The 26,679-nt window shown below is 64.2% G+C and carries 20 protein-coding genes and 1 pseudogene; 12 read left to right on the forward strand and 9 right to left on the reverse strand.

Annotated elements, in window-relative coordinates; all coding sequences use genetic code 11:
- The first annotated feature begins 64 nt into the window (after nucleotides 1–64).
- Nucleotides 65–1,108, forward strand: coding sequence for a phosphoribosylformylglycinamidine cyclo-ligase (gene purM, locus EBS11_RS01785; RefSeq protein WP_290600018.1), 1,044 nt, complete (start codon nucleotides 65–67; stop codon nucleotides 1,106–1,108).
- Nucleotides 1,109–1,172: 64 nt separating this feature from the next.
- Here the strand turns inward: purM and EBS11_RS01790 are convergent, their stop codons facing one another.
- Both EBS11_RS01790 and EBS11_RS01795 read right to left on the reverse strand, forming a co-directional pair.
- On the reverse strand, nucleotides 1,173–2,504 hold the full coding sequence (locus tag EBS11_RS01790; protein WP_290600020.1) for an MFS transporter: 1,332 nt from the start codon (nucleotides 2,502–2,504) through the stop codon (nucleotides 1,173–1,175).
- A 167-nt stretch (nucleotides 2,505–2,671) separates the two neighbouring features.
- On the reverse strand, nucleotides 2,672–4,288 hold the full coding sequence (locus EBS11_RS01795) for a choline dehydrogenase (protein WP_290600021.1): 1,617 nt from the start codon (nucleotides 4,286–4,288) through the stop codon (nucleotides 2,672–2,674).
- A 164-nt stretch (nucleotides 4,289–4,452) separates the two neighbouring features.
- Between EBS11_RS01795 and EBS11_RS01800 the strand changes: the two genes are divergently transcribed.
- Nucleotides 4,453–5,301 carry an IclR family transcriptional regulator gene (locus EBS11_RS01800; protein WP_290600023.1) on the forward strand — a complete coding sequence of 283 codons (849 nt, stop codon included), beginning with the start codon at nucleotides 4,453–4,455 and terminating at the stop codon, nucleotides 5,299–5,301.
- Here the strand turns inward: EBS11_RS01800 and EBS11_RS01805 are convergent.
- The 7 genes and pseudogenes from EBS11_RS01805 to EBS11_RS01835 form a co-directional block, all read right to left on the reverse strand.
- Nucleotides 5,298–6,512 (reverse strand): 6-phosphofructokinase, encoded by a 1,215-nt coding sequence (locus tag EBS11_RS01805; RefSeq protein WP_290600025.1) that lies wholly within the window; start codon nucleotides 6,510–6,512, stop codon nucleotides 5,298–5,300. The two genes, EBS11_RS01800 and EBS11_RS01805, sit on opposite strands and share 4 nt — an antisense overlap.
- Nucleotides 6,513–6,545: 33 nt before the next feature.
- A pseudogene (locus tag EBS11_RS01810) lies at nucleotides 6,546–6,830 on the reverse strand (prolyl oligopeptidase family serine peptidase); the annotation flags it as partial.
- A 190-nt stretch (nucleotides 6,831–7,020) separates the two neighbouring features.
- The gene (locus EBS11_RS01815) at nucleotides 7,021–9,087 is read right to left on the reverse strand and encodes a prolyl oligopeptidase family serine peptidase (protein WP_290600027.1); all 2,067 of its coding nucleotides are present in this window, start codon (nucleotides 9,085–9,087) and stop codon (nucleotides 7,021–7,023) included.
- 99 nt (nucleotides 9,088–9,186) lie between these two features.
- On the reverse strand, nucleotides 9,187–11,235 hold the full coding sequence (locus EBS11_RS01820) for a sodium:solute symporter family protein (protein ID WP_290600029.1): 2,049 nt from the start codon (nucleotides 11,233–11,235) through the stop codon (nucleotides 9,187–9,189).
- A complete protein-coding gene (locus EBS11_RS01825) occupies nucleotides 11,232–11,546 on the reverse strand; it encodes a DUF4212 domain-containing protein (protein ID WP_290600030.1) in 315 nt (104 codons plus the stop codon). Before EBS11_RS01825 ends, EBS11_RS01820 begins: the two co-directional genes overlap by 4 nt.
- Complete coding sequence (locus EBS11_RS01830; protein WP_290600032.1) at nucleotides 11,539–13,077, reverse strand: sensor histidine kinase; 1,539 nt, start codon at nucleotides 13,075–13,077, stop codon at nucleotides 11,539–11,541. The genes EBS11_RS01825 and EBS11_RS01830 overlap by 8 nt, the downstream gene beginning before the upstream one ends.
- The gene (locus tag EBS11_RS01835; protein ID WP_290600034.1) at nucleotides 13,074–13,793 is read right to left on the reverse strand and encodes a response regulator transcription factor; all 720 of its coding nucleotides are present in this window, start codon (nucleotides 13,791–13,793) and stop codon (nucleotides 13,074–13,076) included. The genes EBS11_RS01830 and EBS11_RS01835 overlap by 4 nt, the downstream gene beginning before the upstream one ends.
- A 222-nt stretch (nucleotides 13,794–14,015) precedes the next feature.
- Between EBS11_RS01835 and recA the strand changes: the two genes are divergently transcribed.
- From recA to EBS11_RS01885, 10 genes are all read left to right on the forward strand, one after another.
- Complete coding sequence (gene recA, locus EBS11_RS01840) at nucleotides 14,016–15,122, forward strand: recombinase RecA (protein ID WP_290600036.1); 1,107 nt, start codon at nucleotides 14,016–14,018, stop codon at nucleotides 15,120–15,122.
- A gap of 218 nt (nucleotides 15,123–15,340) precedes the next feature.
- A complete protein-coding gene (gene recX, locus EBS11_RS01845) occupies nucleotides 15,341–15,796 on the forward strand; it encodes a recombination regulator RecX (protein WP_290600118.1) in 456 nt (151 codons plus the stop codon).
- A gap of 91 nt (nucleotides 15,797–15,887) precedes the next feature.
- Entirely contained in the window at nucleotides 15,888–17,426 is a 1,539-nt protein-coding gene (locus tag EBS11_RS01850; RefSeq protein WP_290600037.1) for a class I SAM-dependent methyltransferase, read from the forward strand.
- Between the two features lie 276 nt (nucleotides 17,427–17,702).
- A complete protein-coding gene (locus tag EBS11_RS01855) occupies nucleotides 17,703–18,263 on the forward strand; it encodes a DUF2889 domain-containing protein (protein ID WP_290600122.1) in 561 nt (186 codons plus the stop codon).
- A 76-nt stretch (nucleotides 18,264–18,339) separates the two neighbouring features.
- Complete coding sequence (sucC, locus tag EBS11_RS01860; RefSeq protein WP_290600039.1) at nucleotides 18,340–19,509, forward strand: ADP-forming succinate--CoA ligase subunit beta; 1,170 nt, start codon at nucleotides 18,340–18,342, stop codon at nucleotides 19,507–19,509.
- Nucleotides 19,510–19,522: 13 nt separating this feature from the next.
- The gene (gene sucD, locus EBS11_RS01865; protein ID WP_034746085.1) at nucleotides 19,523–20,404 is read left to right on the forward strand and encodes a succinate--CoA ligase subunit alpha; all 882 of its coding nucleotides are present in this window, start codon (nucleotides 19,523–19,525) and stop codon (nucleotides 20,402–20,404) included.
- Between the two features lie 274 nt (nucleotides 20,405–20,678).
- Nucleotides 20,679–21,038: a hypothetical protein gene (locus tag EBS11_RS01870; RefSeq protein WP_290600051.1), complete on the forward strand. Its 360-nt coding sequence runs from the start codon at nucleotides 20,679–20,681 to the stop codon at nucleotides 21,036–21,038.
- 27 nt (nucleotides 21,039–21,065) lie between these two features.
- Nucleotides 21,066–22,388, forward strand: coding sequence for a TolC family protein (locus tag EBS11_RS01875; protein WP_290600053.1), 1,323 nt, complete (start codon nucleotides 21,066–21,068; stop codon nucleotides 22,386–22,388).
- Nucleotides 22,385–23,548 carry an efflux RND transporter periplasmic adaptor subunit gene (locus EBS11_RS01880; protein ID WP_290600055.1) on the forward strand — a complete coding sequence of 388 codons (1,164 nt, stop codon included), beginning with the start codon at nucleotides 22,385–22,387 and terminating at the stop codon, nucleotides 23,546–23,548. Before EBS11_RS01875 ends, EBS11_RS01880 begins: the two co-directional genes overlap by 4 nt.
- Nucleotides 23,538–26,630 (forward strand): CusA/CzcA family heavy metal efflux RND transporter, encoded by a 3,093-nt coding sequence (locus EBS11_RS01885; RefSeq protein WP_290600057.1) that lies wholly within the window; start codon nucleotides 23,538–23,540, stop codon nucleotides 26,628–26,630. Before EBS11_RS01880 ends, EBS11_RS01885 begins: the two co-directional genes overlap by 11 nt.
- Nucleotides 26,631–26,679 lie beyond the last annotated feature (49 nt).

Here is a 26,679-nt window from a genome sequence, read left to right on the forward strand (position 1 = left end):
TTCGTGCGCGCGCGTGCTGGCGGGTATCCGCCTTCTATTTTACCGCCTCCGCTGCCACCACACCATGAACCAGACTTCTAATGTTTCCCTTTCCTACCGTGACGCTGGCGTCGATATCGACGCAGGCGACGCTTTAGTCGAAGCAATCAAGCCGTTTGCCAAGCGCACCCTGCGCGAAGGCGTGATGGGCGGCCTGGGCGGTTTTGGCGCCATGTTTGAAATCAGCAAGAAGTACAAGGAACCGGTCCTGGTCTCCGGCACCGACGGCGTGGGCACGAAATTGCGCCTGGCGTTCGAACTGAATCGCCATGACACGGTCGGCATCGACCTGGTCGCCATGAGCGTCAACGACATCCTGGTGCAAGGTGCCGAACCCCTGTTCTTCCTCGACTACTTCGCTTGCGGCAAGCTGGACGTGGCCATCGCCACCGATGTCATCAAGGGCATCGCCCAGGGTTGCGAACAGGCCGGCTGCGCGCTGATCGGCGGCGAAACGGCGGAAATGCCGAGCATGTACCCTGCCGGCGAATACGACCTGGCCGGTTTTGCCGTCGGCGCCGTGGAAAAAACGAAAATCATCGACGGCACCAAGATCGCCCCGGGCGACGTGGTGCTGGGCCTGGCCTCGTCGGGTGTGCACTCGAACGGCTATTCGCTGGTGCGCAAGATCATCGAAGTGGCGAAACCGGACCTGGAAGGCGATTTCCACGGCCGCAAGCTGGCCGACGTGCTGATGCAGCCGACGCGCATCTATGTCAAGCCATTGCTGGCGCTGATGGATGCCATGGAAGTCAAGGGCATGGTGCACATCACCGGCGGCGGCCTGGTGGAAAACATCCCGCGCGTGCTGCAGCCTGGCCTGGTGGCCGAGCTGGACTCGAAGGCATGGACCATGCCGCCGCTGTTCACTTGGCTGCAACAGCACGGCGGCGTGGCTGACGCCGAGATGCACCGCGTCTTCAACTGCGGTATCGGCATGACCGTCATCGTCTCGCAGGAAAACGCGGACGCCGCCATCGCCCAGCTGCAAGCGGCCGGCGAAACCGTCTCGCGCATCGGCACCATCCGCGCCCGCGTGGGCGACGAGCACCAGACCATCGTCATCTAAGCTGTCGCACGCATAGAAAAGGCAGGCACTCGCAAGAGGCCTGCCTTTTTTTACGCCTTGGCGCCTACCTTGCGTGCGCCGGCTTCATGCCCCCTTCCGGCTGCGCGCCGTTCCTGCCGATCATGGCCACGCTGACGGCCGAGACGAGGGAGGCGAACAGGATGTAGCCGACGATGTGCCACGGTTCGCCGTTGCCCGTCTTGAGCAGGTAGGTGGCGATGATGGGCGTCAGGCCGCTGGCGAAGATGCCAGAGAACTGGTACACGAAGGAGATGCCCGTGTAGCGTACCTTGGCGTCGAACAGGTCGCAGAACAGGGCCGCTTCCGGGCCATACACGGCCGAATACAGCACGCCCAGCGGGATGATCACGGAGCACCACAGCAGCAGCGGATTGTCGGCGTGGTTGAGCATGATCCAGAAGGCAGGGATGGCCGACACGCCCGTGATCAGCGAACCCCAGAAAAACACCTTGGTGCGGCCGATTCGGTCCGACAGACGGCCGAAGAAGGGGATGCAGAAGCACATCACAACGGCCGACGCCATCACCCCCATCAGCGCTTCCGTGCGGGCTATCTTGATGGTGTTGGTCAGGTAGGTGATGGAAAACACGCCGAAGATATTGAAGAACACGCCGTCGATGTAGCGCGCGCCCATGCCCTTCAAGACATTGCCCGGATAGCGTTTCAGCAGGTCGAAGAAGGGGATCTGCGTTTCCGCGTTCTTTTCCTTGACGGCCTGGAATTCCGGCGTTTCCATCACGTTCAGGCGTATCCACATGCCGATGAAGACGAGAGCCGCCGACAGGATGAAGGCGACGCGCCAGCCCCACGAGAGGAACTGCGCATCGCTCAGGCTGTACGAGAGGATGGCCACCACGCCGGAGGCGAGGCACAGGCCGATGGCCAGGCCGATCTGCGGCAGGCTGGCATAGAAGCCGCGGTCCTTCGGCGGCGCATATTCATACGCCATCAGCACGGCGCCGCCCCATTCACCACCGAGGCCGATGCCCTGCAGCACGCGCAGGAACAGCAGCAGGCCGGGCGCCCAGTAGCCGATATGGTCGTAGGTGGGCAGCACGCCGATGAGGAAGGTGGAGATGCCCATGATCATCAGGGTCATGACCAGCATGCTCTTGCGGCCGATCTTGTCGCCGAAGTGGCCGAAGATCACGCCGCCGATGGGGCGCGACAGAAAGCCCACGGCGAAGGTGCCGTAGGCCAGCATGGTCGAGACGAGCGGATCGCCGCCCGGGAAATACAGCTTGCTGAACACGATGCCGGCGACGACGCCGTACAGGAAAAAGTCATACCACTCGATGGTGGCGCCGATTACGCTGGCCATCACGACTTTCCGCAGCTCTTTGGCCTTTTTCGGATGGTTGGGATTGTTGTCCATATCTAGTCTCCAATCGATATCGATTATGTATTTTTTTAGATGGTTGGCTTGCTGCCGCCGCGCGGATGGCGCGGCGGCCGGTACAACAGGGGCGGGCCGGTCTGCCTGCCGCTGGCATCCTCCTTGGTCGGGTGGAATGGGAAGTGGAAAGCGTAGCGGGGCGCCGGCTACGCGGCCCGGGGCAGGCGCACGGCGTCCGCCAGGATCATGTCGGCGGCTTTTTCGGCGATCATGATGGTGGGCGCATTGGTGTTGCCCGAGACGATTTCCGGCATGATCGACGCATCGACCACGCGCAGGTTCTGCAGGCCGTGCACGCGCAGGCGCGCATCGACGACGGCCAGCGCGTCATGGCCCATCTTGCAGGTGCCGCTGGGGTGGTAGATGGACTGGCTGAAGCGCCGCGCCGCGTCCAGCAGTTCTGCGTCGCTCTGGAATTGCGGGCCGGGCACGAACTCGGCAATGATGTGCGGCGCCAGCGATGGCGCGGCGGCGATTTTTCGCGCCACGCGCAGGGCGGCGATCGCCGTCTGCTGGTCGCGCGGGTCGGACAGGTAGTTCGGGTAGATGCCCGGATAGGCGAGGGGATCGGCGGACTTGATCGACACATGGCCGCGGCTGTGCGGGCGCAGCTGGCACACGGACGACGTGAACGCGGAAAACGGATGCGCGCCCTCGCCCGGCTTGTCGGCGCTGAGCGGCTGCATGTGGAACTGGATGTCGGGCCGCTCCACCTCGGGCGAGGACCTGGTAAACACCGTCACCTGGCTGGCCGCCAGGGTCAAGGGGCCGGAGCGGGAAAACACGTACTGCATGCCCACCCACAGCTTGCCCCACAGGCTGTTGACTTCATCGTTCAGCGTTTTCAGGCGCGTCTTGAAGACGAGGCGGATCTGCAGGTGGTCTTGCAGGTTCTGCCCCACGCCGGGCAAATCGTGCACCAGCGGCACGCCCACCTCTTGCAGCAGGGCGCGCGGGCCCACGCCCGAGCATTGCAGGATCTGCGGCGAGCCGATGGCGCCCGCGCATAAAATCACTTCGCCGCTGGCGCGCGCCTGGCGCAGCTGGCCATCCTGGCGGTACTCGATGCCGACGGCGCGCTTGCCCTCGAACAGCACGCGCGTGATTTGCGCCCGCACTTCCACGCGCAGGTTGGCGCGCTTGCGGGCCGGGCGCAGGAAGGCTTTCGCCGTGCTCCAGCGCAAGCCATTGCTGGCCGTCTGCTGGAAGTAGCCCACGCCTTCCTGCGTGGCGCCGTTGTAGTCGGCATTGAAGGGGATGCCGCTTTCCGTGGCGCCGGCAATAAAATGCTCGGCGATGGGACGGCGCAGGCGCAGGTCCGACACTTTCAAGGGGCCGCCCACGCCGTGGTAGTCGCTGGCGCCCCGCTCCTGGTCTTCCGATTTCTTGAAATACGGCAGTACCTCGGCATAGCTCCAGCCCGGGTTGCCCAGCTCGGCCCAGCGGTCGTAATCCTCTTTCTGGCCGCGCACGTACAGCAAGCCGTTGAGCGAGCTGGAGCCGCCCAGCACCTTGCCGCGCGGCCATTGCAGCTGGCGCCCGGCGATGCCGGCATCCGCTTCCGTGCGGTAGCACCAGTCCAGGTTCGGGTCGTGCATGGTCTTGAAATAGCCGACCGGCACGTGGATCCACGGATTGTTGTCCTTGCCGCCCGCTTCCAGCAGCAATACCTGGTTGCCGCTGTCGTGCGACAGCCGGTTGGCCAGCACGCAGCCGGCCGAACCGGCGCCGACGACGATGTAATCGTAGTGTGTTTGCAACATGGTGTTTGTCTCCTGCGTTGCGGTATCCCAACCGCCTCGATGGGCGTTTTTTGCGATACACTGGTCTTTATTGGTTATTTTTGGAACGTCTGGTTCCATTTATAAAAGACGTGCAGCACCGGGACAAGCGGAAACCACCGCATACGCGAGAGGTGAAACAGAACATGCATGATGCGTTTCAAAAACGGCCGGGCGAGGCCGAAGAGGGAACTCAAACGGGCAGCCAGGCCGGTGCCGGCACGGCGGCCAGCCACGGCGACGAGGCGCGGGGCTTGCGCGTGCTGCGCCTGATCGAGCACCTGGCCAGCGCCAGCCAGCCCCTGACCCTGTCGCAGCTGGCCACGCGCATGCAGGTGCCCAAGGCCAGCATGATGCGCCTGCTCGACACTCTGGAGCAGCACGGCTATGTGCTGCGCACGCCCGTGGGGCGTGGCTACGTGCCCGGCGCCGCGTCCACCAACCTGGCGCTGGCGACCCTGCGCAACAATGCCCTGATCCGCGTCAGCCGCAGCATCCTGGGCCGCCTGGTGGCGGCCACGGGCGAGACGTGCAACCTGGCCATTCCTGAAGGCAATGCGATCGTGTACGTGGACCGGGTGGAAACGCAGGAACCGCTGCGGCTGCACCTGGTGCTGGGCACGCGCGCGCCCATGCATTGCACGGCCAGCGGCAAGCTGTTCCTGGCACACATGACCTTGCTGGAACGGCGCGAATTGCTGGCCATGCTGAGCCTGGAAGCGCGTACGCCGAAAAGCATCACGGATCCTGCCCTGCTGGAGCGCGAGATCGTGCGCATCGCCCGCCTGGGCATCGGCATCGACGATGAGGAATTCGTGCACGGCATGGTGGCCGTGGCCGTGCCCATCTGCGCGGCCGACGGGCGCATCGTGGCGGCCGTGGCCTGCCACGCGCCCGTGGCGCGCAAATCCGTGGAACAGCTGCTGCAGCATGTGCCGCAGCTCAAGGAAGCGGCGGTGAAGCTGCGGCCGCTATTGCTGGCGGAAAGCCCCTAAGGTTTCAAGACTTTCGTCACCTTCGCGGCGCGCAGGCGGAAGGCGTCCGGCATGCCGGAACCGAGCAGCGGGCGCAGGTACAGGCGGAAGGCATCCGTCACGTCCGTGCCGCTGGCGCTGATGAATTCGTCTTCCATGGTGCGCGTCTTGCCCGCCACATCGGTGAGCGGCAGCAACTCGTAATCGACGGAATAAAAGCCCGTGCGCTTGATGGCCACGGAACCGTCGCGCTCGCCCCACATGGCGAACTGCACGGCCTTTTCGCCCACTTCCCGCGCTTCGCGTTGATCTACATCAGAGACGCAGCCGATGAAGGAGCGCTGCAGATAGCCGAAGGTATCGCCGCGCACGCGCTTGATGCCCAGCTTGGCCTTGATCGCGTCGCACAGCAGGTCGGCCAGCGCGCCCGTGCCGGACAATTGCACGTTGCCGTGCGCATCTCGCTCCACTTCCTTGGCGAGCAGGCTGGCGATCGGTTCGCCCGACGCATCGTGGATGCCTTCCGAGACGGCGATCACGCAGCGGCCGTATTTGGCATACGTGGCTTTCACGTCGGCGAGGAATTGATCCAGCGCAAAGACGCGCTCGGGCATGTAGATCAGGTGCGGGCCATCGTCGGGGAACTTCTTGCCCAGCGCCGAGGCGGCCGTCAGAAAGCCCGCATGGCGGCCCATCACCACGCCCACGTAGACGCCGGGCAGGGCCGCGTTGTCGAGGTTGGCGCCGGCGAAGGCTTGCGCGACGAAGCGCGCGGCGGAGGGAAAGCCGGGCGTGTGGTCGCTGCCCACCAGGTCGTTGTCGATGGTTTTCGGGATGTGGATGCAGCGCAGCGGGTAGCCGGCCTTGTGCGCTTCTTCGCTGACGATGCGCACCGTGTCGGACGAGTCATTGCCGCCGATGTAAAAGAAATGCTCGATCTCGTGTGCGCGCAGCACTGCGAAGATCTGCTGGCAGTAGGCGATGTCCGGCTTGTCGCGCGTGGAGCCGAGGGCCGACGAGGGCGTGGCGGCCACCAGTTCCAGGTTATGGCTGGTTTCCTGCGTCAGATCAACGAATTCTTCATTGACGATGCCGCGCACGCCGTGCAGCGCCCCATACACGCGCGTGACGTGCTGGAAGCGCCGCGATTCGAGCACCACGCCCACCAGCGACTGGTTGATGACGGCGGTGGGGCCGCCCCCTTGGGCGACAAGAATTTTTCCAGACGGCATGAGTTTTCCTCGTGAGTGGAACGGCCCTCCAGCCTACTCCTTTTTTGCCACCGCGCTGTCTTTTCCGATATTTCTGTCGAGGAATTTCTCCACGCGGCCCCAGAAATCGATGCGGTTCTGCGGCAGGGCCCAGCCATGGCCTTCCGTGTCATATTCCACCCATTCCACCTTCGCATTGGTCTTGCTGACGGCGTCGTGGAACTTGCGGCCATGGGGCAGGGGCATGCGCGTGTCGGCGCCGCCGTAGCCGAGCAGCAGGGGCTGGGTAATGCGCGCGGCCTGTTGCAGGGGCGAGGGGGCCTTGAACTGGGCCGCGTTCCCTTGAGCCGGCCGCCGATAGAGACCGTCCGCAATGCATGAGTACCACTATTGGGTGCATGTGTGCCGTCCCTTCGAGAACTGCCAGCGGGCCGTGCCGTGATACGGCAGAGGCGGCGCCGTGGCGCGATGTCCTGCATTGCGCCAGGGACGAGGGCCGGGCGCCCCTGCTGCGGCGCCCGGCGTACGTTTACGGCGCGCTTGGCGGTGCCGTGGTGGCCGCGGCACCGGGCGTGCCTGCCGCCGCGGGGCCGATGCTGCGCGCCAGCAGTTTTTCGGCGCGGGTCCAGAAGTCGATATTGTTCTTCGGCAAGGCCCAGCCGTGTCCTTCTTCCTGGTAAACCACCCATTCGACCTGGGGATTGTTTTTCCTCACAGCATCGAGGAAGGCGCGTCCATGGCTGATCGGCACGCGCGTGTCGGCGCCGCCGTAGCCGAGCAGCAAGGGTTGCTTGATGCGGGCCGCCTGTTCCAGCGGCGACGTGGCTTTCAACTGGGCCGCATCGGCGACGCGGTCGCCCACCATGTCGTTCATGCCGTATTTCTTGTAAGAATCACTGAGGTCGGAATCGCCGGTCCAGTGGCCATCGCGCATCATGTTGATGTCGGTCACGCCGACCCAGTTGATGCCGCATTTGAACAGGTCGGGATCATTGATCAGGCCCATCAGGGTGGAATAGCCGCCATAGCTGGCACCGGCGATGCAGATGCGCTGCGGGTCCGCATAGCCCTTGGCAATGGCCCAGCGGGCGCCATCGGCGATGTCGTCCTGCATCTTCAAGCCCCATTGCTTCCAGCCTGCCTTGTAGTGTGCCGCGCCGTAGCCCAGGCTGCCGCGATAGTCGGGCTCCAGCACGGCGTAGCCGCGCGAGGCGAGAAACTGCGTTTCGGCGTTCCAGTTCCAGTGGCCGCCGCGCACCCACGGTCCGCCATGAACCATGACGACCATGGGCAGGTTCTTGCCGCCGTGGCCCTTCGGCAGGGTCAGGTAGGCAGGAATTTCCAGGCCATCGCGCGCCTTGTAGCGCACCATGGTCTTGGGCGACATGCGCAGCGGGTCGATGGCAGGTTGCCTGCCGCCCAACGGCATGAGTATGCCCGTTTCCTTGTTGTAGATCAGTGCTGCACCCGGTTCGATATCGGACCAGGCGCTGACCAGCACGAACGGCGTTTGCGCACGGGTCGGCACGGAGAGGATGTTGACGGTATTGGGCAACAGGGCATCGATCTTGGCCTGGATGGCATTCATCTCCTTGTCATACCAGAGGGTGCCCTCCGCATCCGTTTCATAGCGCAGCCCCAGTAACTTCTTGTCATTGTTCACGGGCTGGCCGCTGAAATCATAACCGGGCGTATCGGCCAGCGGTGTCTGCCTGATGGTCGCCGTTTGCAGGTCATACAGGTACAGCGCTTCGACGCCCTTATAGGCGGCGCGCACGTAGAAATTGCCGCTGGCATCGAAGAAAGCGGGAGAAAAGTCGCCTTTGGCAGCGTGGAAGATGTCGCTTTCATGCAGCTTGCGCCATGGCGTCTCGGCATTGTCGCGATAGTAAATCGTCGATTTCTTGTCGTCGGACGTCGTGGCGATGCGCACTTCATCATGCTTGTCCATCAGCCAGCCCTGTGCCTCGTTCAGCGAGGCGGCCAGCTTGCTGATGCCCGTGACCGTATTGAGGCGGTGCACGGTGCTGGATGGCTTGCCGGAGGTGCTCCATTGCGTCTGGGTAACAAATACGTCGTCCGTGCCGGCCATGTTGCTGGTGCTGAGCAGGCGCGTATTTGCGGTCAGCATGGCGCGCGAACTGCTCAGATTTTTTCTCGAAAAAGTATTGCTGACCAATTGACGATAGCCGCTGCCGTCGATATTGATCGCATACAAGCCGGGGCCATACTGCACGTCGCCCTGGGCGATGTTGCGGTCGGCGACGCTGTAGATGACGCGCTGGTCATTGACCCAGGCGACGCTGGCGATATCGGCATCCTCGAACGAGGTCAGACCGCTCACTTTCATGCTCGGCAGCTCGACGGTGTACAGCTGCACGCGCCCGCCCTTGGCGCTGACGAGCACGGCCAGGTGGCGCCCGTCGGGGGACATCACGGCGCCGCTGAAGGCGTTGTTGTTGAAGAAATCGCCGATCGGGATGGCGGCGCTGCTGGCGGCCTTGGCGTCCGTATCGGCGTAGGCTGGCAGGCTGGCGGAGGTGACAAGGATAAGGGTGCTGAGTGACAACGTGAAACGGGCCAGGCTGGACTGCATGGATGCTCCTGTTAGGGGTTGTTAAATACAGTATCTATTTTGAACACTGTTTCCCTCAGGCTATCATTTGGCCGTTCTTTTTACCAGTCTCCCCGGTAATTATTCCGGCGCCCGGATATGTTCCACCAGCCCCGTGCTGCGGCGTCCCGGCGCCGGCGTCAACCAGCTGACCAGCACGGCGGCGGCCAGGCCGGCCGGCACGCCGAAGATGCCGGCGGAAATGGGCGCGATATGCAGCCATTGTCCACTCGCATTGCCACCGAACATGGCGCTCGTGTGCAGCATGTAGTACAGGCAGACGCCAAAGCCCGTGAACATGCCGGCCAGCGCGCCCTGGTGGTTGGCGCGCTGCCAGAAAACGCCCAGCACGAGGGGCGGGAACAGGGTCGAGGCGGCCAGCGAAAAGGCGATGCCGACGAGCGACAGGATGTCGGCGGGCTTCTGTGACGCGGCATAGGCGGCGATGAAGGCCACGGCCAGCAGCAGCAGCTTGGAAATGGTCACGCGCTTTTGCGTCGAGGCGGTGGGATCGACCACCTTGTAATAAATATCGTGCGACAAGGCATTCGAAATAGCCAGCAGCAAGCCGTCCGCCGTCGACAGGGCGGCGGCCAGGCCGCCCGCCGCCACGAGGCCGGAAATGACATACGGCAAGCCGGCGATCTCGGGCGTGGCCAGCACCAGCACGTCCGCGTCGATGGAAATTTCCGCCAGCTGCACGATGCCGTCGCGGTTCACGTCGACGATGCTGATGAGGGGGCTGAGCTTGTCCACGTTGGCCCAGTACGACACCCAGGTGGGCAGGTTGCTGTACTGCGTGCCCACGAGCGCGGAGTAAATGTCGTACTTGACCAGCACGGCCAGCGCTGGAATCGTGAGGTAGATCAAGAGGATGAAGAACAGGGTCCAGAACACGGACACGCGCGTGTCGTGCACGGACGGCGTGGTGTAGGATCGCATCAGGATGTGGGGCAGGGCGGCCGTGCCCAGCATCATGCAAAACACGAGGGCGAGGAAATTGTTGCGCTTGATGTCGGACTGCGCCCGGTCCGGCGCGGGGAAGGGCTGCGCATGGGGCGTGATCGGCTCGGCGCGTTTCTGATTGTTCGCCTGCGCCGCCTGCCACAGCACGCGCGCTTCCTCCGGGCTCTTCGGATAGGCGATCAGGGCGCGTTCCGCATTGCGGATGTCGAACAGCGAGGTATTGCGCTGGCGCAAGCTATCGAGCTGGCGCTGGGCGGCCAGGTGGCCTTGTTCCCAGGAACCGGGCAAGCCGTCGATGCGTGCCTGGTAGCTTTGCGCGCGCTGGCGGAAGATGGCGCGCACTTCGATTTCCCTGGGGTCGCTCTCCAGCACGTGCTCGCGCGCGCTCAGCTGCGGCAGCACCTTGCCGTAGGCGATCTGCGGCACGGGATTGTCCGCATGCTTGACGGACAGCCACATGGCGGGAATCAGGAAGGCGATGAGGATGATGATGTATTGCGCCACCTGCGTCCACGTGATGGCGCGCATGCCGCCAAGAAAGGAGCAGACGAGGATGCTGGCCAGGCCCAGGAAGATGCCGACAGAGAAATCCACGCCCGTGAAGCGCGAGGCGATCAGGCCGACTGCATAGATTTGCGCCACCACATAGGTAAACGAGACGATGATGGTGGCCGCCACGGCCACCACGCGCACGGCCGCGCCGCGGCCGTCGCGGCCGCTGCCATAGCGGGCGGCGAGGAAATCGGGGATGGTGTACTGGCCGAACTTGCGCAGGTAGGGCGCGATCAGCAATGCCACCAGGCAGTAGCCGCCCGTCCAGCCCATGATGAAGGCCAGGCCGTCGAAGCCGTTCAGGTACAGGCCGCCGGCCAGGCTGATGAAACTTGCCGCCGAAATCCAGTCGGCGGCCGTGGCCATGCCGTTGAACATGGCCGGCACCCGCCGTCCCGCCACATAGTATTCGGTGACGTTCGAGGTGCGGCTGATGACGCCGATGGTGGCATACAGGGTGATGGTGACGAGCATGAACAGGTAGCCGATCCACGCGCGCGGCATGCCTTCCTGTTCCAGCACCGTCAGGGCCAGCAGGAAGGCGGCGAAACCGGCGGAAAACAGCAGGTAGTAGCGGCACAGCCGGGCAAAGAAGGTGGGTTGTCCGCTCATGCTTGTTCCTCGGCATGAAAAGTCCGGTCGAGGCGTCGCATGCGCCAGGCATAGAAGGCGATGATGGCCAGGTACACCAGCGAGGCGCCCTGGGCCGCCATGTAGAAGGGCAGCGGCCAGCCGAACAGGTTCAGGTGCAGCAGTTCGCGGGCAAAGAAGACGGTCAGAAAGCCCGTCAGCAGCCAGATGGTCAGCAGGATGGCCGTCAGGCGCCGCGTTTTTTTCCAGTGGGCATCGCGACGCTGCTGCAGTGCGGGACCGGGCGCCTGCGGCGGCCGCGCCGGCGCGGCGGGAAGGCTGGGCTTATCCATACGTGATGTCATCCTCTTCGGGAGCGTCCGGCAGCAGCAGGGCGATGCTCAGGCGCAGCAGGGTGCCCGGCAATTTCGGCGAGGTGGCGCGCGGATTGTTAAAAATGTCGACTTCGGCGCCGTGCTGCTGGGCAATTTCGCGCACGATGGCCAGGCCCAGGCCGCTGCCTTCGGCATTGCTGCCAAGAATGCGGTAAAAGCGTTCGAACACGTGCGCCCGCTCGGTCTGCGGTATGCCGGGCCCCGTGTCTTCCACTTCCAGGATGGCCAGCTCCGGCGTGCTGCGCACGCGCACGGTGACGCTGCCCCCGGACGGCGTGTAGCGCAGGGCATTGTCGATCAGGTTGCTGAGCAGCTCGCGCAGCATGATGGCATTGCCGGAAATCATGATCGGATACGGGGATTGCTCGAAGCCCAGGTCGATATGCTGGGCAAACGAGGCTTGCACCCAGTCCTGTACCGCGCCGCGCGCCAGTTCGCCCAGTTCGATGGGCTCGAAGGCGGTGCCCGCCTGCGGCTGGTTTTCCGCGCGCGCCAGGGCCAGCAGCTGGTTCACCAGGCGCGTGGCCGCTTCCGAACTTTTCGCCAGCTGCAGCAGCGAGCGGTGGATCTCGTCGTGGTCGGTCTGGCGCAAGGCCAGTTCCGACTGCATGCGCATGCCGGCCAGCGGCGTCTTCATCTGGTGCGCCGCGTCGGCGATGAAGCGCTTCTGCATGTCGATCGACAGCGATAGCCGTGCCAGCATCTCGTTGAGCGAACCGACCAGGGGCGTGATTTCCTCGGGCACCTGGCCCGATTCGATGGGAGATAAATCGTCGGGCGGCCGCGCGCGGATGCGTTCCTGCAGCTGCGCCAGCGGCGACAGGCCACGCGCCAGGGCAAACCAGACGAGGGCCAGGATGACGGGCAGGATGATGAACTGCGGCAAAATCACGCCCTTGATGATTTCATTCGCCAGCTGCGCGCGCTTTTCCAGCGTTTCGGCCACCTGCACCAGCGCGCGGCGCGGTTCGTCCTCGGTGCTGGAGGGCATGTCGAGATAGGTAAAGGCCACGCGCACGGGCGCGCCGTGGATGGTGTCGTTGCGGAACAGCACCGTGCCGCTGCGGTATTTGTCCGGGTCCTGCGGCGGCGGCAAGTCGCGGTCGCCGTCGAGGTATTCGCCGCGCGCGCCCACCACCAGGTAATACAGGGTATCGACATCGTCGCCGCGCAGGAAGTCGCGGCCCTGCTTGCTGCTGTGCTTGTCGGGCACGCGGCGCAGCATTTCGCCGTCGGCCTGCTTGACCTGCTGCGTCAGCACGGTGACGCTGTCTTCCAGCGCATGGTCGAAGGGCTGGTTGGCGATGCTCTTGGCCACCAGGTAGGTGATGGCGATGCTCATCGGCCACAGCAGCAGCAGGGGCGCCAGCATCCAGTCGAGGATTTCGCCGAACAGCGAGTGCTCGATGGTGTCGTCCTGCTCCGTCGTGGGCGGCTCGAACCAGTCGTCGTCGACGGCCTCATCCGGCGGCGCCTCGCGTCCCTTCACTTGCTGGCGGGAGCAGCGGAGTCGGCCGCCTCGGCGTGCAGGCGCGCTTCCGAGTATTTCTCCAGGCAGTAGCCCAGGCCCCGCACGGTGGCGATGCGCACGCCGCCCACTTCGATCTTCTTGCGCAGGCGGTGCACATACACTTCGATGGCGTTGTTCGACACCTCTTCGCCCCACTCGCACAGGTGGTCGACCAGTTGCTCTTTTGAAACGAGCCGGCCCGTGCGGCCCAGCAGGATTTCCAGCAGGCCCAGTTCGCGCGCCGACAAATCGAGCATCTGGTCGTTGATATACGCGCTGCGGCCCACCTGGTCATAGCTGAGCGGGCCGTGCTTGATGATGGTGGCGCCGCCACCCGCGCCGCGGCGCGTCAGGGCGCGCACTCTTGCCTCCAGTTCCGACAGGGCGAACGGCTTGGCCATATAATCATCGGCGCCCAGGTCGAGGCCATTGACGCGCTGTTCGATGGAATCGGCGGCCGTCAGGATCAGCACGGGCAGCAGGGAAGCGCGCGCGCGCAGGCGGCGCAGCACTTCCAGCCCCGACATCTTCGGCAGGCCCAGGTCGAGGATCAGCAAGTCGAATTCCTGGGTGGACAGGGCCGTGTCGGCTTCCTGGCCATTCTTCACGTAGTCGATGGCATAGCCCGACTGGCGCAGCGAGCGGGTCAGTCCATCGGCCAGGACGCTGTCATCTTCGGCAAGTAAAATACGCATGGTGAGGCTTCCTATGCTTGCAGCGGTAGAAGCTTGTATTGTGTTTCATTTTCCGCAAGGTGGCGAGTTTTTGTGAAAAACAAGGGCGGTATTGATCTGTTTCAAAACAAATCCACGTTCCGCTTGCATTGATCACTGTTTTTTTATACAGTAGTGTCTGTAACGAATTTAACCCCCGCGCTGAATTTAACCTACGCGCTAAATTTCAGGCTGAAAGAACATATGGACGATAAAAAAGCTGTAGTACCCGCATCGGAAAAAGCCAAGGCGCTCGCCGCCGCACTGGCGCAGATCGAGAAGCAGTTTGGCAAAGGTTCGGTCATGCGCATGGATGCCAGCGCACCGATTGAAGAAGTGCAAGTCGTGTCGACCGGTTCGCTCGGCCTGGATATCGCGTTGGGCGTGGGCGGCTTGCCGCGCGGCCGCGTGGTGGAAATCTACGGTCCTGAATCGTCGGGTAAAACCACCCTGACCCTGCAAACCATTGCTGAAATGCAAAAACTGGGCGGCACCTGCGCCTTTATCGATGCCGAGCATGCGCTCGACGTCGGCTACGCGCAAAAGCTGGGCGTGAACCTGCATGAATTGCTGATCTCGCAACCGGATACGGGCGAGCAGGCGCTGGAAATCTGCGACGCCCTCGTGCGTTCGGGCAGCGTCGACCTCGTCGTTATCGACTCCGTGGCCGCACTGACGCCACGCGCCGAGATCGAAGGCGACATGGGTGATTCCCTGCCGGGCCTGCAGGCACGCCTGATGTCGCAAGCGCTGCGCAAGCTGACCGGTTCCATCAACCGCACGAATACCCTGGTCATCTTCATCAACCAGATCCGCATGAAGATCGGCGTGATGTTCGGCAGCCCGGAAACCACCACGGGCGGCAATGCGCTGAAATTCTACGCGTCCGTGCGCCTGGATATCCGCCGCACCGGCTCGATCAAGTCCGGCGATGAAGTGATCGGCAACGAAACCAAGGTCAAGGTCGTCAAGAACAAGATCGCGCCACCGTTCAAGGAAGCGCACTTCGACATCCTGTACGGCGCCGGCACGTCGCGCGAAGGCGAAATCCTGGACCTGGGTTCGGATGCCAAGATCGTGGAGAAATCCGGTTCGTGGTACAGCTACAACGGCGAACGCATCGGCCAGGGCAAGGACAACGCCCGCGCCTTCCTGCAAGAGCGTCCGGCCTTGGCCCGCGAGATCGAAAACAAGGTCCGCGCCTCGCTGGGCGTGCGCGAACTGCCGCCGCTGGCCGCTGAAAAGCCGGAAAAGGCCGATAAAGCCGCCGACAAGGCTGCCAAGGTCGCGGAAGCCAAAGCGGCCGAGTAGGAAAGTAAAACAGCGAAGTCAGCGCCGAAGTCAGCGCCGGTCGGCTGCGCTGGCATGGTCAGCTGCGGCTGGTCATGCCGGCGGTGGATCGTGGCTCCTGGTGCCATGGCTTGCCGCATAAAAGATCTACAATGAATGCCGCCTCGCGCCTGTGCGCCAGGCGGCATTTGTGTTTGAGCGTTGTGTTTTTGTTGATGTGATGGACGAAGGGTGGAATGATGGCAGCGGTACAACTGAGCCTGAAGGGCAGGGCGCTGCGCTTCCTGTCGATGCGCGAACACAGCCGCATGGAATTGCGGCGCAAGCTGCAGCGGCATGCGCAGGAAGGCGATGACGTGGAAGCCCTGCTTGACAGCCTGGAGCAGGCCAACTGGCTGTCGCAGGAACGTTTTTCCGAGTCCCTGATCCATCGCCGCTCGGCCCGTTTCGGCAACAGCCGCATCATGGCGGAGCTGCAAAGCCACGGCATCGGCGGCGAAGCCCTGCAGGAACTCAAGGCGGGCCTGGCCGAAGGCGAAATTGCCCGCGCTTGCGAGGTGTGGCGCCGCAAATTCGGCCAGGTGGCGCAGGATGCGGAACAGCGCAACAAGCAGATGCGCTTCCTGATGCAGCGTGGTTTTTCCCAGCGCGCCGTACAGGTGGCCCTGAAGGGCCGGGACCCCGACGACGAATAGTTGTTAACTTGCCAGCAAGGATCAGTTATTCTGCCATGGCCGCACGCATGGTGCGCAGCGGCACTTATTTCCATGGAATACGGGACACCTGATGAGCAACTGGCATGCCGGCTATACCTTTGAAACCGCATATACCTACGGCTATTACACGGAATTGAATCCCCTGCGCACGCAGTTGCTGCTGCTGAGCCGGGGGATACAGCCACCCGGCATAGGCACGGCATGCGAACTGGGCTTTGGCCAGGGCATGACCGTCAATATCCATGCCGCGGCATCGGGCACGCGCTGGTATGGCACGGATTTCAATCCGGCCCAGACTGCCTTTGCGCAGGAACTGGCCGAGGTGTCGGGCAATGGGGCCGTGCTGTCGGAACAGTCGTTCCAGGATTTTTGCGCCCGCAGCGACCTGCCGGATTTCGACTACATCGCCCTGCACGGCATCTGGAGCTGGATCTCGCCGGAAAACCAGGCGCATATCGCCGATTTTCTGGCGCGCAAGCTCAAGCCGGGTGGCGTGCTGTACATCAGCTACAACACGCAGGCGGGCTGGGCGGCGATGACGCCGCTGCGCGACCTGATGGCGCAGCATAGCCGCGTGATGAGCGCGCCGGGCCAGGATGCCCTGGCGCGCGTGGGCAGCGCGCTGTCTTTCGTCAACAGCATGATGGAGACCAAGCCGCGCTACCTGCAGGCCAACCCCACGGTCGCCTTGCGACTGCAGCAGATCAGCGAACAGGACCCGAATTACCTGTCCCACGAATACTTCAATCATTACTGGGAACCGGTGTCGTTTTCGGCCATCCAGCCGGTGCTGGCCGCGGTCAAGCTGGAGTATGCCGGCTCGGCCGCCTACCATGACCATGTGCCGCCGCTCAACCTGTCGCCCGAACACATGGCTTTCCTGGCGCAGATTCCGGACGCCACCTTCCGCGAGACCACCGCCGACTTCCTCGTCAACCGCCAGTTCCGCCAGGATTACTGGGTCAAGGGCAGCCGCAAGCTCAATGCCTTTGAACAGGCCAGCGCGCTGCGCGCCGTGCGCATCCTGCTGGTGGCACCGGTCGCGCAGATCACGATGAAGGTGACGGGCGCCCTGGGCGAGGCCGACATGGACCAGGCCGTCTATGGCCCGCTGCTGGAACTGCTGGCCGATTACCAGCCGCACACGATAGGCGAATTGCAGCAGCGCTTGCCCGCCAATGTGGCGGAACTGGGCGCCTTGCTGCAGATGCTGCTGGTGCTGGCGCATAAGGCCTGCATTGTGTCAGTGCAAGACGATGCCGCCATCGCCCTGGCACGGCCGGTCACGGCCAGGCTGAACCGTCATCTGCTGAACAAGGCCCGCGGGCGTACCGACCTCGTTGCGCTGGCCAGTCCCGTGACGGGCGGCGGCATGGGTGTGTATCATTTGCAACAGTTATTTTTGCTGGCGAGGCTGGAAGGGCACGACACGCCGGAGGCCTGGGTGGCATTTGCGTGGCCGTATTTCCGCGCATTGCAGCAAACCGTGGTGCGCAATGGCACGGTGCTGACGACGGATGAAGACAACCTGGCCGAACTGGCCGCGCATGCGGAAAGCTTCCGCGCCACCACGCTGCCGATCCTGCAGTCGCTGGGCGTGGCCGAGTAGCCGTTCCCGCCGGGTCGGCAGAAGCATGGATTTTTGATATCAGTCATTCGCGCCGTGAATGACTTTGCCGAAAAGCGCCGCATCTATTTATAATTTGAAACGTTTTTAACGAAACAATGAAAAATTATGTTGCGGCGCAACCGGCGTCCAGTGTGCTACACTTTTAGGGTTTTTGCGGCGCCGCAGGTGCGGTTGCCGTTCGTAGAAGCTGCGAACGGCGTGCTTTATGCACATGGCTGCTTACTAAATTTTGGCCGCGCAAGCGGCATCGGTCTTATGCCCCTGTCAACTCCCGTATCCCGGCGCGCCCTACGGCACTCCCGCGTTATCGACGTCCAAGCGTATGTGCGCGAGGACGGCCTGTGGGATATTGACGCCCGTATTACCGACATCAAAAGCTACGACGCGACCCTGGCCTCCGGCCCCCGTCCCGCCGGCACCCCTCTGCATGACCTCCATTTACGCATTACCGTCGATCGCGAACTGACCATCGTCGAGGCCGAAGCCGCCTCCGATGCCGTGCCCTATCCCGGTTTTTGCGATACCATCGGCCCCGCTTACCGGGCGCTGATCGGCTTGAATTTATTGAAGAATTTCCGCCGCGACTTGAAACAGCGCCTGGCGGGAATCGCCGGCTGTACCCATTTGACCGAACTGGCGCAAGTCTTGCCGACTGCGACAGTTCAGGCATTTGCCGGCGATGTCTGGTCGACCCGCGACGGTGAGAATGCTGATTTGCCGCATGAAAAGCCGTTTCAACTCGACAAATGCCACGCCCTGCGCACCGATGGCGGGGCAGTGGCACAGTATTACCCGCGCTGGGTAGCCAAAGCGTGATCCCTGCGCTGTTTTTCCTGTTTTTTTTGCACCACTAACCGTATTTTTACAAATCAGTATCAGAAGGGAAGCCAGCATGAAAATCCATGAGTATCAAGCCAAAGAAATCCTCCGGCAATTCGGAGTGACGGTACCACGCGGTATTCCGTGCATGTCCGTCGACGAGGCAGTCAAGGCTGCGGAAACCCTGGGCGGCCCGGTGTGGGTAGTCAAGGCACAGATCCACGCAGGTGGCCGCGGCAAGGGCGGCGGCGTGAAAGTGGCAAAAACGATCGAACAGGTCAAGGAATACGCTGACCAGATCATGGGCATGCAGCTGATCACGCATCAGACCAGCGCCGAAGGCCAGAAAGTCAACCGCCTGCTGGTGGAAGAAGGCGCCGACATCAAGCAAGAACTGTACGTTTCGCTGGTCACCGACCGCGTTACCCAGAAGATCGTCCTGATGGCGTCGTCCGAAGGCGGCATGGACATCGAAGAAGTGGCCGAGAGCCACCCTGAGAAGATCCACCACGTCACCATCGAGCCTAGCGTTGGCCTGACCGATGCCCAGGCAGACGACATCGCGACCAAAATCGGCGTGCCTGCCGGTTCCATCGTCGACGCACGCGTCAACCTGCAAGGCCTGTACAAAGCCTACTGGGAAACCGACTGCTCGCTGGCCGAGATCAACCCGCTGATCGTCACCGGCAGCGGCAAGGTCATCGCCCTGGACGCCAAGTTCAACTTTGACCCGAACGCCCTGTTCCGTCATCCGGAAATCGTCGCCCTGCGCGATCTGGACGAAGAAGATCCAGCGGAAATCGAAGCGTCGAAATTCGACCTGGCCTACATCTCGCTCGACGGTAACATCGGCTGCCTGGTGAACGGTGCCGGCCTGGCCATGGCCACCATGGACACGATCAAACTGTTCGGCGGCGAGCCAGCCAACTTCCTGGACGTCGGCGGCGGCGCCACGGCAGAAAAAGTAACCGAAGCGTTCAAGATCATGCTGAAAAACCCAGGCCTGAAAGCCATCCTGGTGAACATTTTCGGCGGCATCATGCGTTGCGACGTGATCGCCGAAGGCGTCATCGCCGCGGTGAAAGCCGTTTCGCTGAACGTACCGCTGGTGGTGCGCATGAAGGGCACCAACGAAGACCTGGGCAAGAAGATGCTGGCCGATTCCGGTCTGCCTATCATCGCAGCCGACACCATGGAAGATGCAGCCAAGAGCGTCGTTGCCGCTGCTGCCGGTCAAGCTTAATTAAGGAATCAACATGTCCATTCTGATCAATAAAGATACCAAAGTTGTCACCCAAGGGATCACCGGCAAGACCGGCCAGTTCCACACCCGCGGTTGCCGCGACTACGCGAACGGCAAAGCTGCCTTCGTGGCAGGCGTGAACCCGAAGAAAGCCGGCGAAGATTTCGAAGGCATTCCTATTTTCGCTAACGTGACCGAAGCGAAAAAAGAAACCGGCGCCAACGTTTCCGTGATCTACGTCCCGCCAGCAGGCGCGGCAGCGGCGATCTGGGAAGCTGTCGAAGCTGAAATGGATCTGGCCATTTGCATCACCGAAGGCATTCCTGTCCGCGACATGATGGCCCTGAAAGACCGCATGGCCAAAGCCAACAGCAAAACCCTGCTGCTGGGACCTAACTGCCCAGGCCTGATCACGCCAGACGAAATCAAGATCGGCATCATGCCAGGTCACATCCACAAGAAGGGCCGTATCGGCGTCGTTTCCCGTTCGGGCACCCTGACCTATGAAGCAGTGGGTCAGCTGACCGCGCTGGGCCTGGGCCAATCGTCGGCAGTCGGCATCGGCGGCGACCCGATCAACGGTCTGAAGCACATCGACATCATGAAGATGTTCAATGACGATCCTGATACCGACGCGGTCATCATGATCGGCGAAATCGGCGGTCCGGACGAAGCCAACGCGGCGTATTGGATCAAGGACAACATGAAAAAACCGGTCGTCGGCTTCATCGCCGGCGTGACCGCTCCTCCAGGCAAGCGCATGGGCCACGCCGGCGCGCTGATCTCGGGCGGTGCCGATACGGCACAAGCCAAGCTGGAAATCATGGAAGCTTGCGGCATCACCGTGACCAAGAACCCGTCGGAAATGGCGCGTCTGCTGAAAGCCATGCTGTAATTTCAGCCAGGTTTTGATGCAGCACAAGAAAAGGAGCTTCGGCTCCTTTTTTTTCGTCCCGCGCTTCCCCTTCCACGGTCTTTCCGGCCGCCCGCCTTCCCCTTTTTCACAGCGCGCCATGGCCGTTCTCGCAGCCGTCCGGAGGGGCCATGACAGGCATGTGACATTACCAACTTGTAACACCGTTCGGCGTAGCGCGCGCCTATGATTCGGCCTGTCAGCACCATCGTCGCGCGCCCCGTGCGCGCCTACTTTCTACTTCGGAACCCTAGCTATGGATGCCATGAAACCGGGCGTGGCCGCGCTATGCCTGCTGCTGTTATGTGCCTGTGCCGAGGCGCCCAGGGTGGATTGGCAGCGGGGCGCGAAGCGCGCCTGGATCGTCGCGCCATACGCGCCCGGACGCGCCGCCGATTTGCCGGCCTGCCTGGCGCGCCTGTCCGACGCCGAGCTGGCGCGCCGCCATTTTGTCGAGCTGCGCTACCGCCATGTGCGGGTCATGCGCACGGCCGTGGCCGAGGTGCCGCCCGATATCGACGCCAGGCCCGGGGTGCAGGTGGAGCTGTGGCCGGAAGATTGCGGGCAGGGTCATTTGTCGCGCATCTCCAAGTTGTTGCCTGCAGACAGCAATTAATTGCAAGAGAACGCGAAAGTGCACACCATGTTCATGAAATGTTTCCGCTGGCCAGCAGCGCTGCTGCCCCTGTGCCTGCCACTGATTCTGCATGCGCAGACCCCGCCGGCAGACAGCCTGGGGCTGGAGCAGCTGCAGCGCATTGCGCTCGAGCGCAACCACGACGTGCGCGTCTCCGCGCTGGCGGAGGAGAGTGCCGCCGCTGCCGTGACCAGCGCCGCCGCCGCGCCCAATCCCATGCTGACGCTGCAGACGATGAACATCAATCCCGGCCTGGGCGTGGGCGCCGGCAGCTTGCGCAGCAAGACGGTCGACAGCAGCGTGCGCATCGACCAGTTGCTGGAGCGGGGCGGCAAGCGCGGCTTGCGCCGCGACGGCGCCCAGCACCAGGAGGAGGGCGCGCGCGAAGACGTGCGCGAGGCGCGGCGCCAGCTGCGCCTCGCCGTCAGCCAGGCCTATTACGATGCGCTGGCGGCGGGCGAACGCCAGGCCATCCTCGGCGAGACGGCGCAGCTGTACCAGCGCACCGTCGACGTGGCGCAGACGCAGCGCAAGGCGGGAGACCTGTCGCCGGCCGACGTGGCGCGGCTGCAAGTCGAGGCGTTGCGCGCCAGCAATGACGCCCTGCAGGCGCGCAGCGAGGTCGCGCGGGCGCGCCAGGCGCTGGCCTTGCTGACGGGTATGGACAGCCGCCAGGCGCAGCTGCCGCTGGCCGATGGCTGGCCGGCCATGGTTGCCGCCGGCACGCTGGCGCAGGACGGGCCGGCCGGCGCGGGCAGCGATGCGGCCATCGCGCGGCGGCCCGACGTGATGGCGGCGCAGGCACGGGTGGCGGCGGCCGCGTCCGCACACAAGCTGGCGCTGGCCGCGCGCACGCGCGACGTGTCCGTCGGCGTGCAGGCCGAACATTACCCGGCCAGCGCCGGCAATCCGCAGGGCAGCGGCAACAGCTTCGGCATTTCCCTGCAGGTGCCGCTGTTCCTGCGCTACCAGTATGACGGCGAGATCCGCAGCGCCCAGGCGGCGCTGGACCTGGCGCAGGAAAACCTGGAACAGGCGCGCATCGTGGCCAGGGCGGAGCTGGAGCGTGCCGCGCTCGACGTGCGCAGCAACGGCGAGCGCCTGCAGCGCATCGACGACAGCCTGCTGCCGGCCGCGCGCAAGTCGGCCCAGGCGGCGGAATTCGCCTACCAGCACGGCGCCCTGCCCATCGCCGACGTGCTCGACGTGCGGCGCAGCTACCGCGCCGTGCAGCTCGACGCGCTGGCCGCCCGCAACGATTATGCCAAGGCGCTGGCCGCCTGGCAGGCATCTTTCCCCAGTGCATCCCTTGAAAGAACGACACCATGATATCGCGCAGCACCCTGACCTATGGCGCCCTGTTCATCCTGCTGTGCGGCGGCTCCGCCGCGGGCGTGCAGTATCTGCAGCGGGCGCATGCCGCCGCCTTGCCGGCCGCCGCCGTGGCCACCAGCGTTGCCGCGAGCGGCGTGCTGCACTTTGCCGCGAACGCGCCGCAGATGGCGACGCTGAAGATCGCCGCCGTGAGCGCCGTGCCGCTGCCGGCCAGCGCCGCCCTGAACGGGCGCATCGCCTACGATGAAAACGTCACCACGCGCGTCAGTTCGCCCGTGCTGGGCCGCGTGCTGGCCCTGCATGCGGACAGCGGCGACAAGGTGGCGCGCGGCGCCCTGCTGGCCGACCTCGATTCGCCCGACCTGGCCAGTGCCGAAGCCGACTGGCGCAAGGCGCAGGCCGACGAAGTGCGCAAGCAGCTGGCCTACCAGCGCGCCGACACGCTGTTCCGGGGCGAGGTGCTGGCGCGCAAGGATTACGAGTCGGCCGATGCCGACTTCCAGCAGGCGCGCGCGGAGACGCGGCGCGCGGCCCTGCGCATGCACAGCCTGAACGCGGCCGGCAGCGACAATGGCCGCTTCGCCCTGCGCGCGCCGCTGGCCGGCACCATCGCCGACCGCCAGATCAATCCGGGCCAGGAAGTGCGCCCCGACGCCCCCGCGCCCCTGTTCGTCATCAGCGACCTGCGCCGCCTGTGGCTGCTGGTCGACGTGCCGGAAAGCGCCCTGGCCAGCGTGCGCCAGGGCCAGGCCGTCAGCGTCGAGACGGATGCCTACCCGGGACGCCGCTTCAGCGCCACGGTGGCGCACGTGGCGCCGGTGCTGGACCCGCAGACGCGGCGCATCCAGGTGCGCTGCACGCTGGACAACGCCGATGGCGCCCTGAAGCCGGAAATGTTCGCGCGCGCCGCCTTCCTGGCCGGCGACGGCAGCACGCTGGCAGTGGCCCTGCCGAATACCAGCCTGTTCGCCGAAGGCATGTACAGCTATGTCTTCGTGGAAAAACAGCCCGGTACGTTTGAAAAGCGCCGCGTCAACGTGCGCGTCAAGGGACGCGACAGCAGCTTCGTCGACGCGGGCGTGAGCGCCGGCGAACGGGTCGTCACGGAAGGCGCCTTCCTGCTCAACGCCGAGGTGGCCAGCAATGCTCGCTAAGCTGATCGATTTTGTCCTGGCGCAACGCGTCTTCGTGCTGATCCTGACGGCGGCACTGGCCGTCTTCGGCTACCGCGCGCTGAGCAACCTGCCCATCGAAGCCTTTCCCGACGTGCAGGACGTGCAGGTGCAGATCGTCACGCAGTATCCGGGTCAGGCGCCGGAGGAAGTCGAACGCAACGTCACGCTGCCCATCGAGCGGGAAATGAGCGGCGTGCCGCAGCAGACGCAGCTGCGCTCCGTGACGATCACGGGCCTGTCCGTGGTGACGCTGACGTTTGCCGACGGCACGGACGATTATTTTGCACGTCAGCAAGTGCTGGAGAAATTGCAGAACGTCAACTTGCCCACGGGCGTGCAGGCGAGCCTGGCGCCGCTGTCGACGGCGGTCGGCGAAATCTTCCGCTACGTCATCGAGGCGCCGCCCGGCATGGATGCGAACGAGGTGCGGGCCTTGCAGGACTGGGTCGTGCGTCCCGCGCTGCGCATCGTGCCCGGCGTGGCCGACGTCGTCAGTTTCGGCGGCACCGTCAAGGAATACCAGGTGCAGGTGGACCCGGCCGCCCTGCAGCGCTACGGCGTCACCATCGACCAGCTCAGCGCGGCCTTGAGCAACAACAGCGCCAACGTGGGCGGCGGCCTGGTGCGCCGCGGCGACGAGGCGCTGGTGGTGCGCGGCATCGGCATCTTCGGCAGCATCGACGATATCGGCCGCGTCATCGTCAGCGCCAAGGGCGGGCGCACGGTGCTCGTGTCGGACCTGGCCGACGTGACCGTGGGCAATCGTCCCCGTTCCGGCGTGGTGGCCTTCAACCGCGAAAACAGCGTGGTGGAAGGCATCGTGCAGATGAGCAAGGGCAGCAACGCCGCCAAGGTCGTGGCCGACGTCAAGCTGGCCATCGCCGGCCTCGACGCGCGCCTGCCGAAAGGCGTGCACCTGCGCACGATCTATGACCGCACGGAACTGATCGGCCACACGGTGCACACGGTGGCGGAAAACCTGCTGCTGGGCGCGGCGCTGGTGATCGCCATCCTCGTGATTTTCCTCGGCAACTGGCGCGCCGCCCTCATCGTCGCGGCCGTGATTCCCCTGTCGCTGCTGTTCGCCTTCATCATGCTCGACGCGCGCGGCATTCCCGCCAACCTCATTTCGCTGGGGGCGGTCGACTTCGGCATCATCATCGACAGCGCCGTCGTGCTGGTCGAGGCCCTGCTGGTGCGGCTGGCGCTGCTGGGCGAGCCGGGCCGGCACGATTCCGCCCTGCGCGAGCGCACCCTGAAGCAGACGGTCGTCGACCTGGGCCACCCCATCCTGTTTGCCAAGGCCATCATCATTGTCGCCTTCATTCCCATCTACACCTTCCAGCGCGTGGAAGGCAAGATCTTCTCGCCCGTCGCCTTCACGCTGAGCTTTGCCATGCTGGGTGCCATCATCCTGACCATGACCCTGGTGCCGACCTTGCTGGCCTGGACCATGCGCCGCCATCCGATGGCGGAAAAGCACAGCGCCTGGCTGCAGCGCATCCAGGACGGCTATGGCCGCCTGCTGGCGGCGGCGCAGCGCCAGCGCATCTTCGTCATGCTCGCCTCGGTGCTGGCGCTGGTGGTGACGCTGGCCCTGGCGCCCCTGCTGGGCAGTGAATTCCTGCCCAAGCTCGACGAAGGCAACCTGTGGCTGACGGTCAGCCTGCCGACCTCGAGTTCGCTGGAAAAGACGCGCGCCGTGGAGCAGCAGGTGCGCGCCATCATCCTGTCCTACCCGGAAGTGGGCAATGTCATCTCGCACGTGGGCCGGCCCGACGACGGCACCGACCCCAAGGGCAGCAACAACATGGAAATCCTGGCCGACCTGAAACCGCGCGGCAGCTGGCGCTTTGCGGACAAGGACGCGCTGGTGGCCGACATGTCGGCGAAGATCCGCAGCCTGCCCGGCGTGCCGACGAACTTTTCGCAGGTCATCGAGGACAACGTGGAAGAGGCGCTGTCCGGCGTGAAGGGCGAGATCGCCGTGAAGATCTACGGCCCCGACCTGGACGTGCTGACGCAAAAGAGCGAGCAGATCGCCGCCATCCTGGGCGGCATTGCGGGCGCGGCCGACGTGGGCGCCGTGAAAATCGGCGGGCAGAGCGAACTCGACATTGTTATCGACCGCGAGCGCATCGCCCGCCTGGGCGTCAACGTGGCCGATGTCAACACGGCAATCCAGACGGCGCTGGCAGGCAACGCCGTCAATGCGTATTTCGAAGGCGACCGGCGCTTCGACATCACCGTGCGCCTGAAGGAGGCGGCGCGCGATTCCGTCGATGCCATCGGTGCCCTGCAGGTGAATTTGCCGGGCGGCGCAGGCACGGTGGCGCTGGCCGAGCTGGCGCATATCGAGGTGCGCCAGGGCGCGGCCCGCATCAGCCGCGAAGCGGGCGGGCGCAATGCCTCCGTCAAGGCCAACCTGCTGGGCCGCGACCAGGGCAGTTTTGTTGCTGAAGCACAAGAAAAAGTGGCGCGCCTCGTGCACTTGCCGCCGGGCTACCAGATCACCTGGGGCGGACAGTTCGAAAACCAGCAGCGCGCCGTGAAGCGCCTGGAAGTGATCGTGCCGATCACCGCGCTGATGATCTTTTCGCTGCTGTTCTGGGCCTTCCGCTCCGTGCGCAAGGCCATGCTGATCCTGTCCATCGTGCCGTTTACCCTGATCGGCGGCATCCTGGGCCTGGCGCTCGTCGGCCTGCATTTTTCCGTCTCGGCGGCGGTCGGCTTCATTGCCGTGGCCGGCATCTCGGTGCAGAACGGCGTCATCATGGTCGAGCAGATCGTCGAGATCGCCCGGCACGAAGCCAGCGCCGTCGACAGCGCCATCGCCGGCGCCGTGGCGCGCCTGCGTCCCATCCTGATGACGGCCCTGATGGCGGGGCTGGGCTTGCTGCCGGCGGCGCTGTCGCATGGCATCGGCTCGGAAACCCAGCGCCCGTTCGCCGTCGTCATCGTGGGCGGCATCGTCTCGGCCACCTTCTTTACCTTGCTGCTGTTGCCGCTGGCCTATCCCTATTTTGCGGAAAAGAAAGGACTGCCCGCGGACGCCGGCTGACACGGCAGGGCCGCGCCTGCCGGAAAGTGTCGCTTTTCTTTCCACCTGT

The organism is Janthinobacterium sp. (assembly GCF_009923995.1).
In the GTDB taxonomy this organism is placed as follows: domain Bacteria; phylum Pseudomonadota; class Gammaproteobacteria; order Burkholderiales; family Burkholderiaceae_D; genus Janthinobacterium.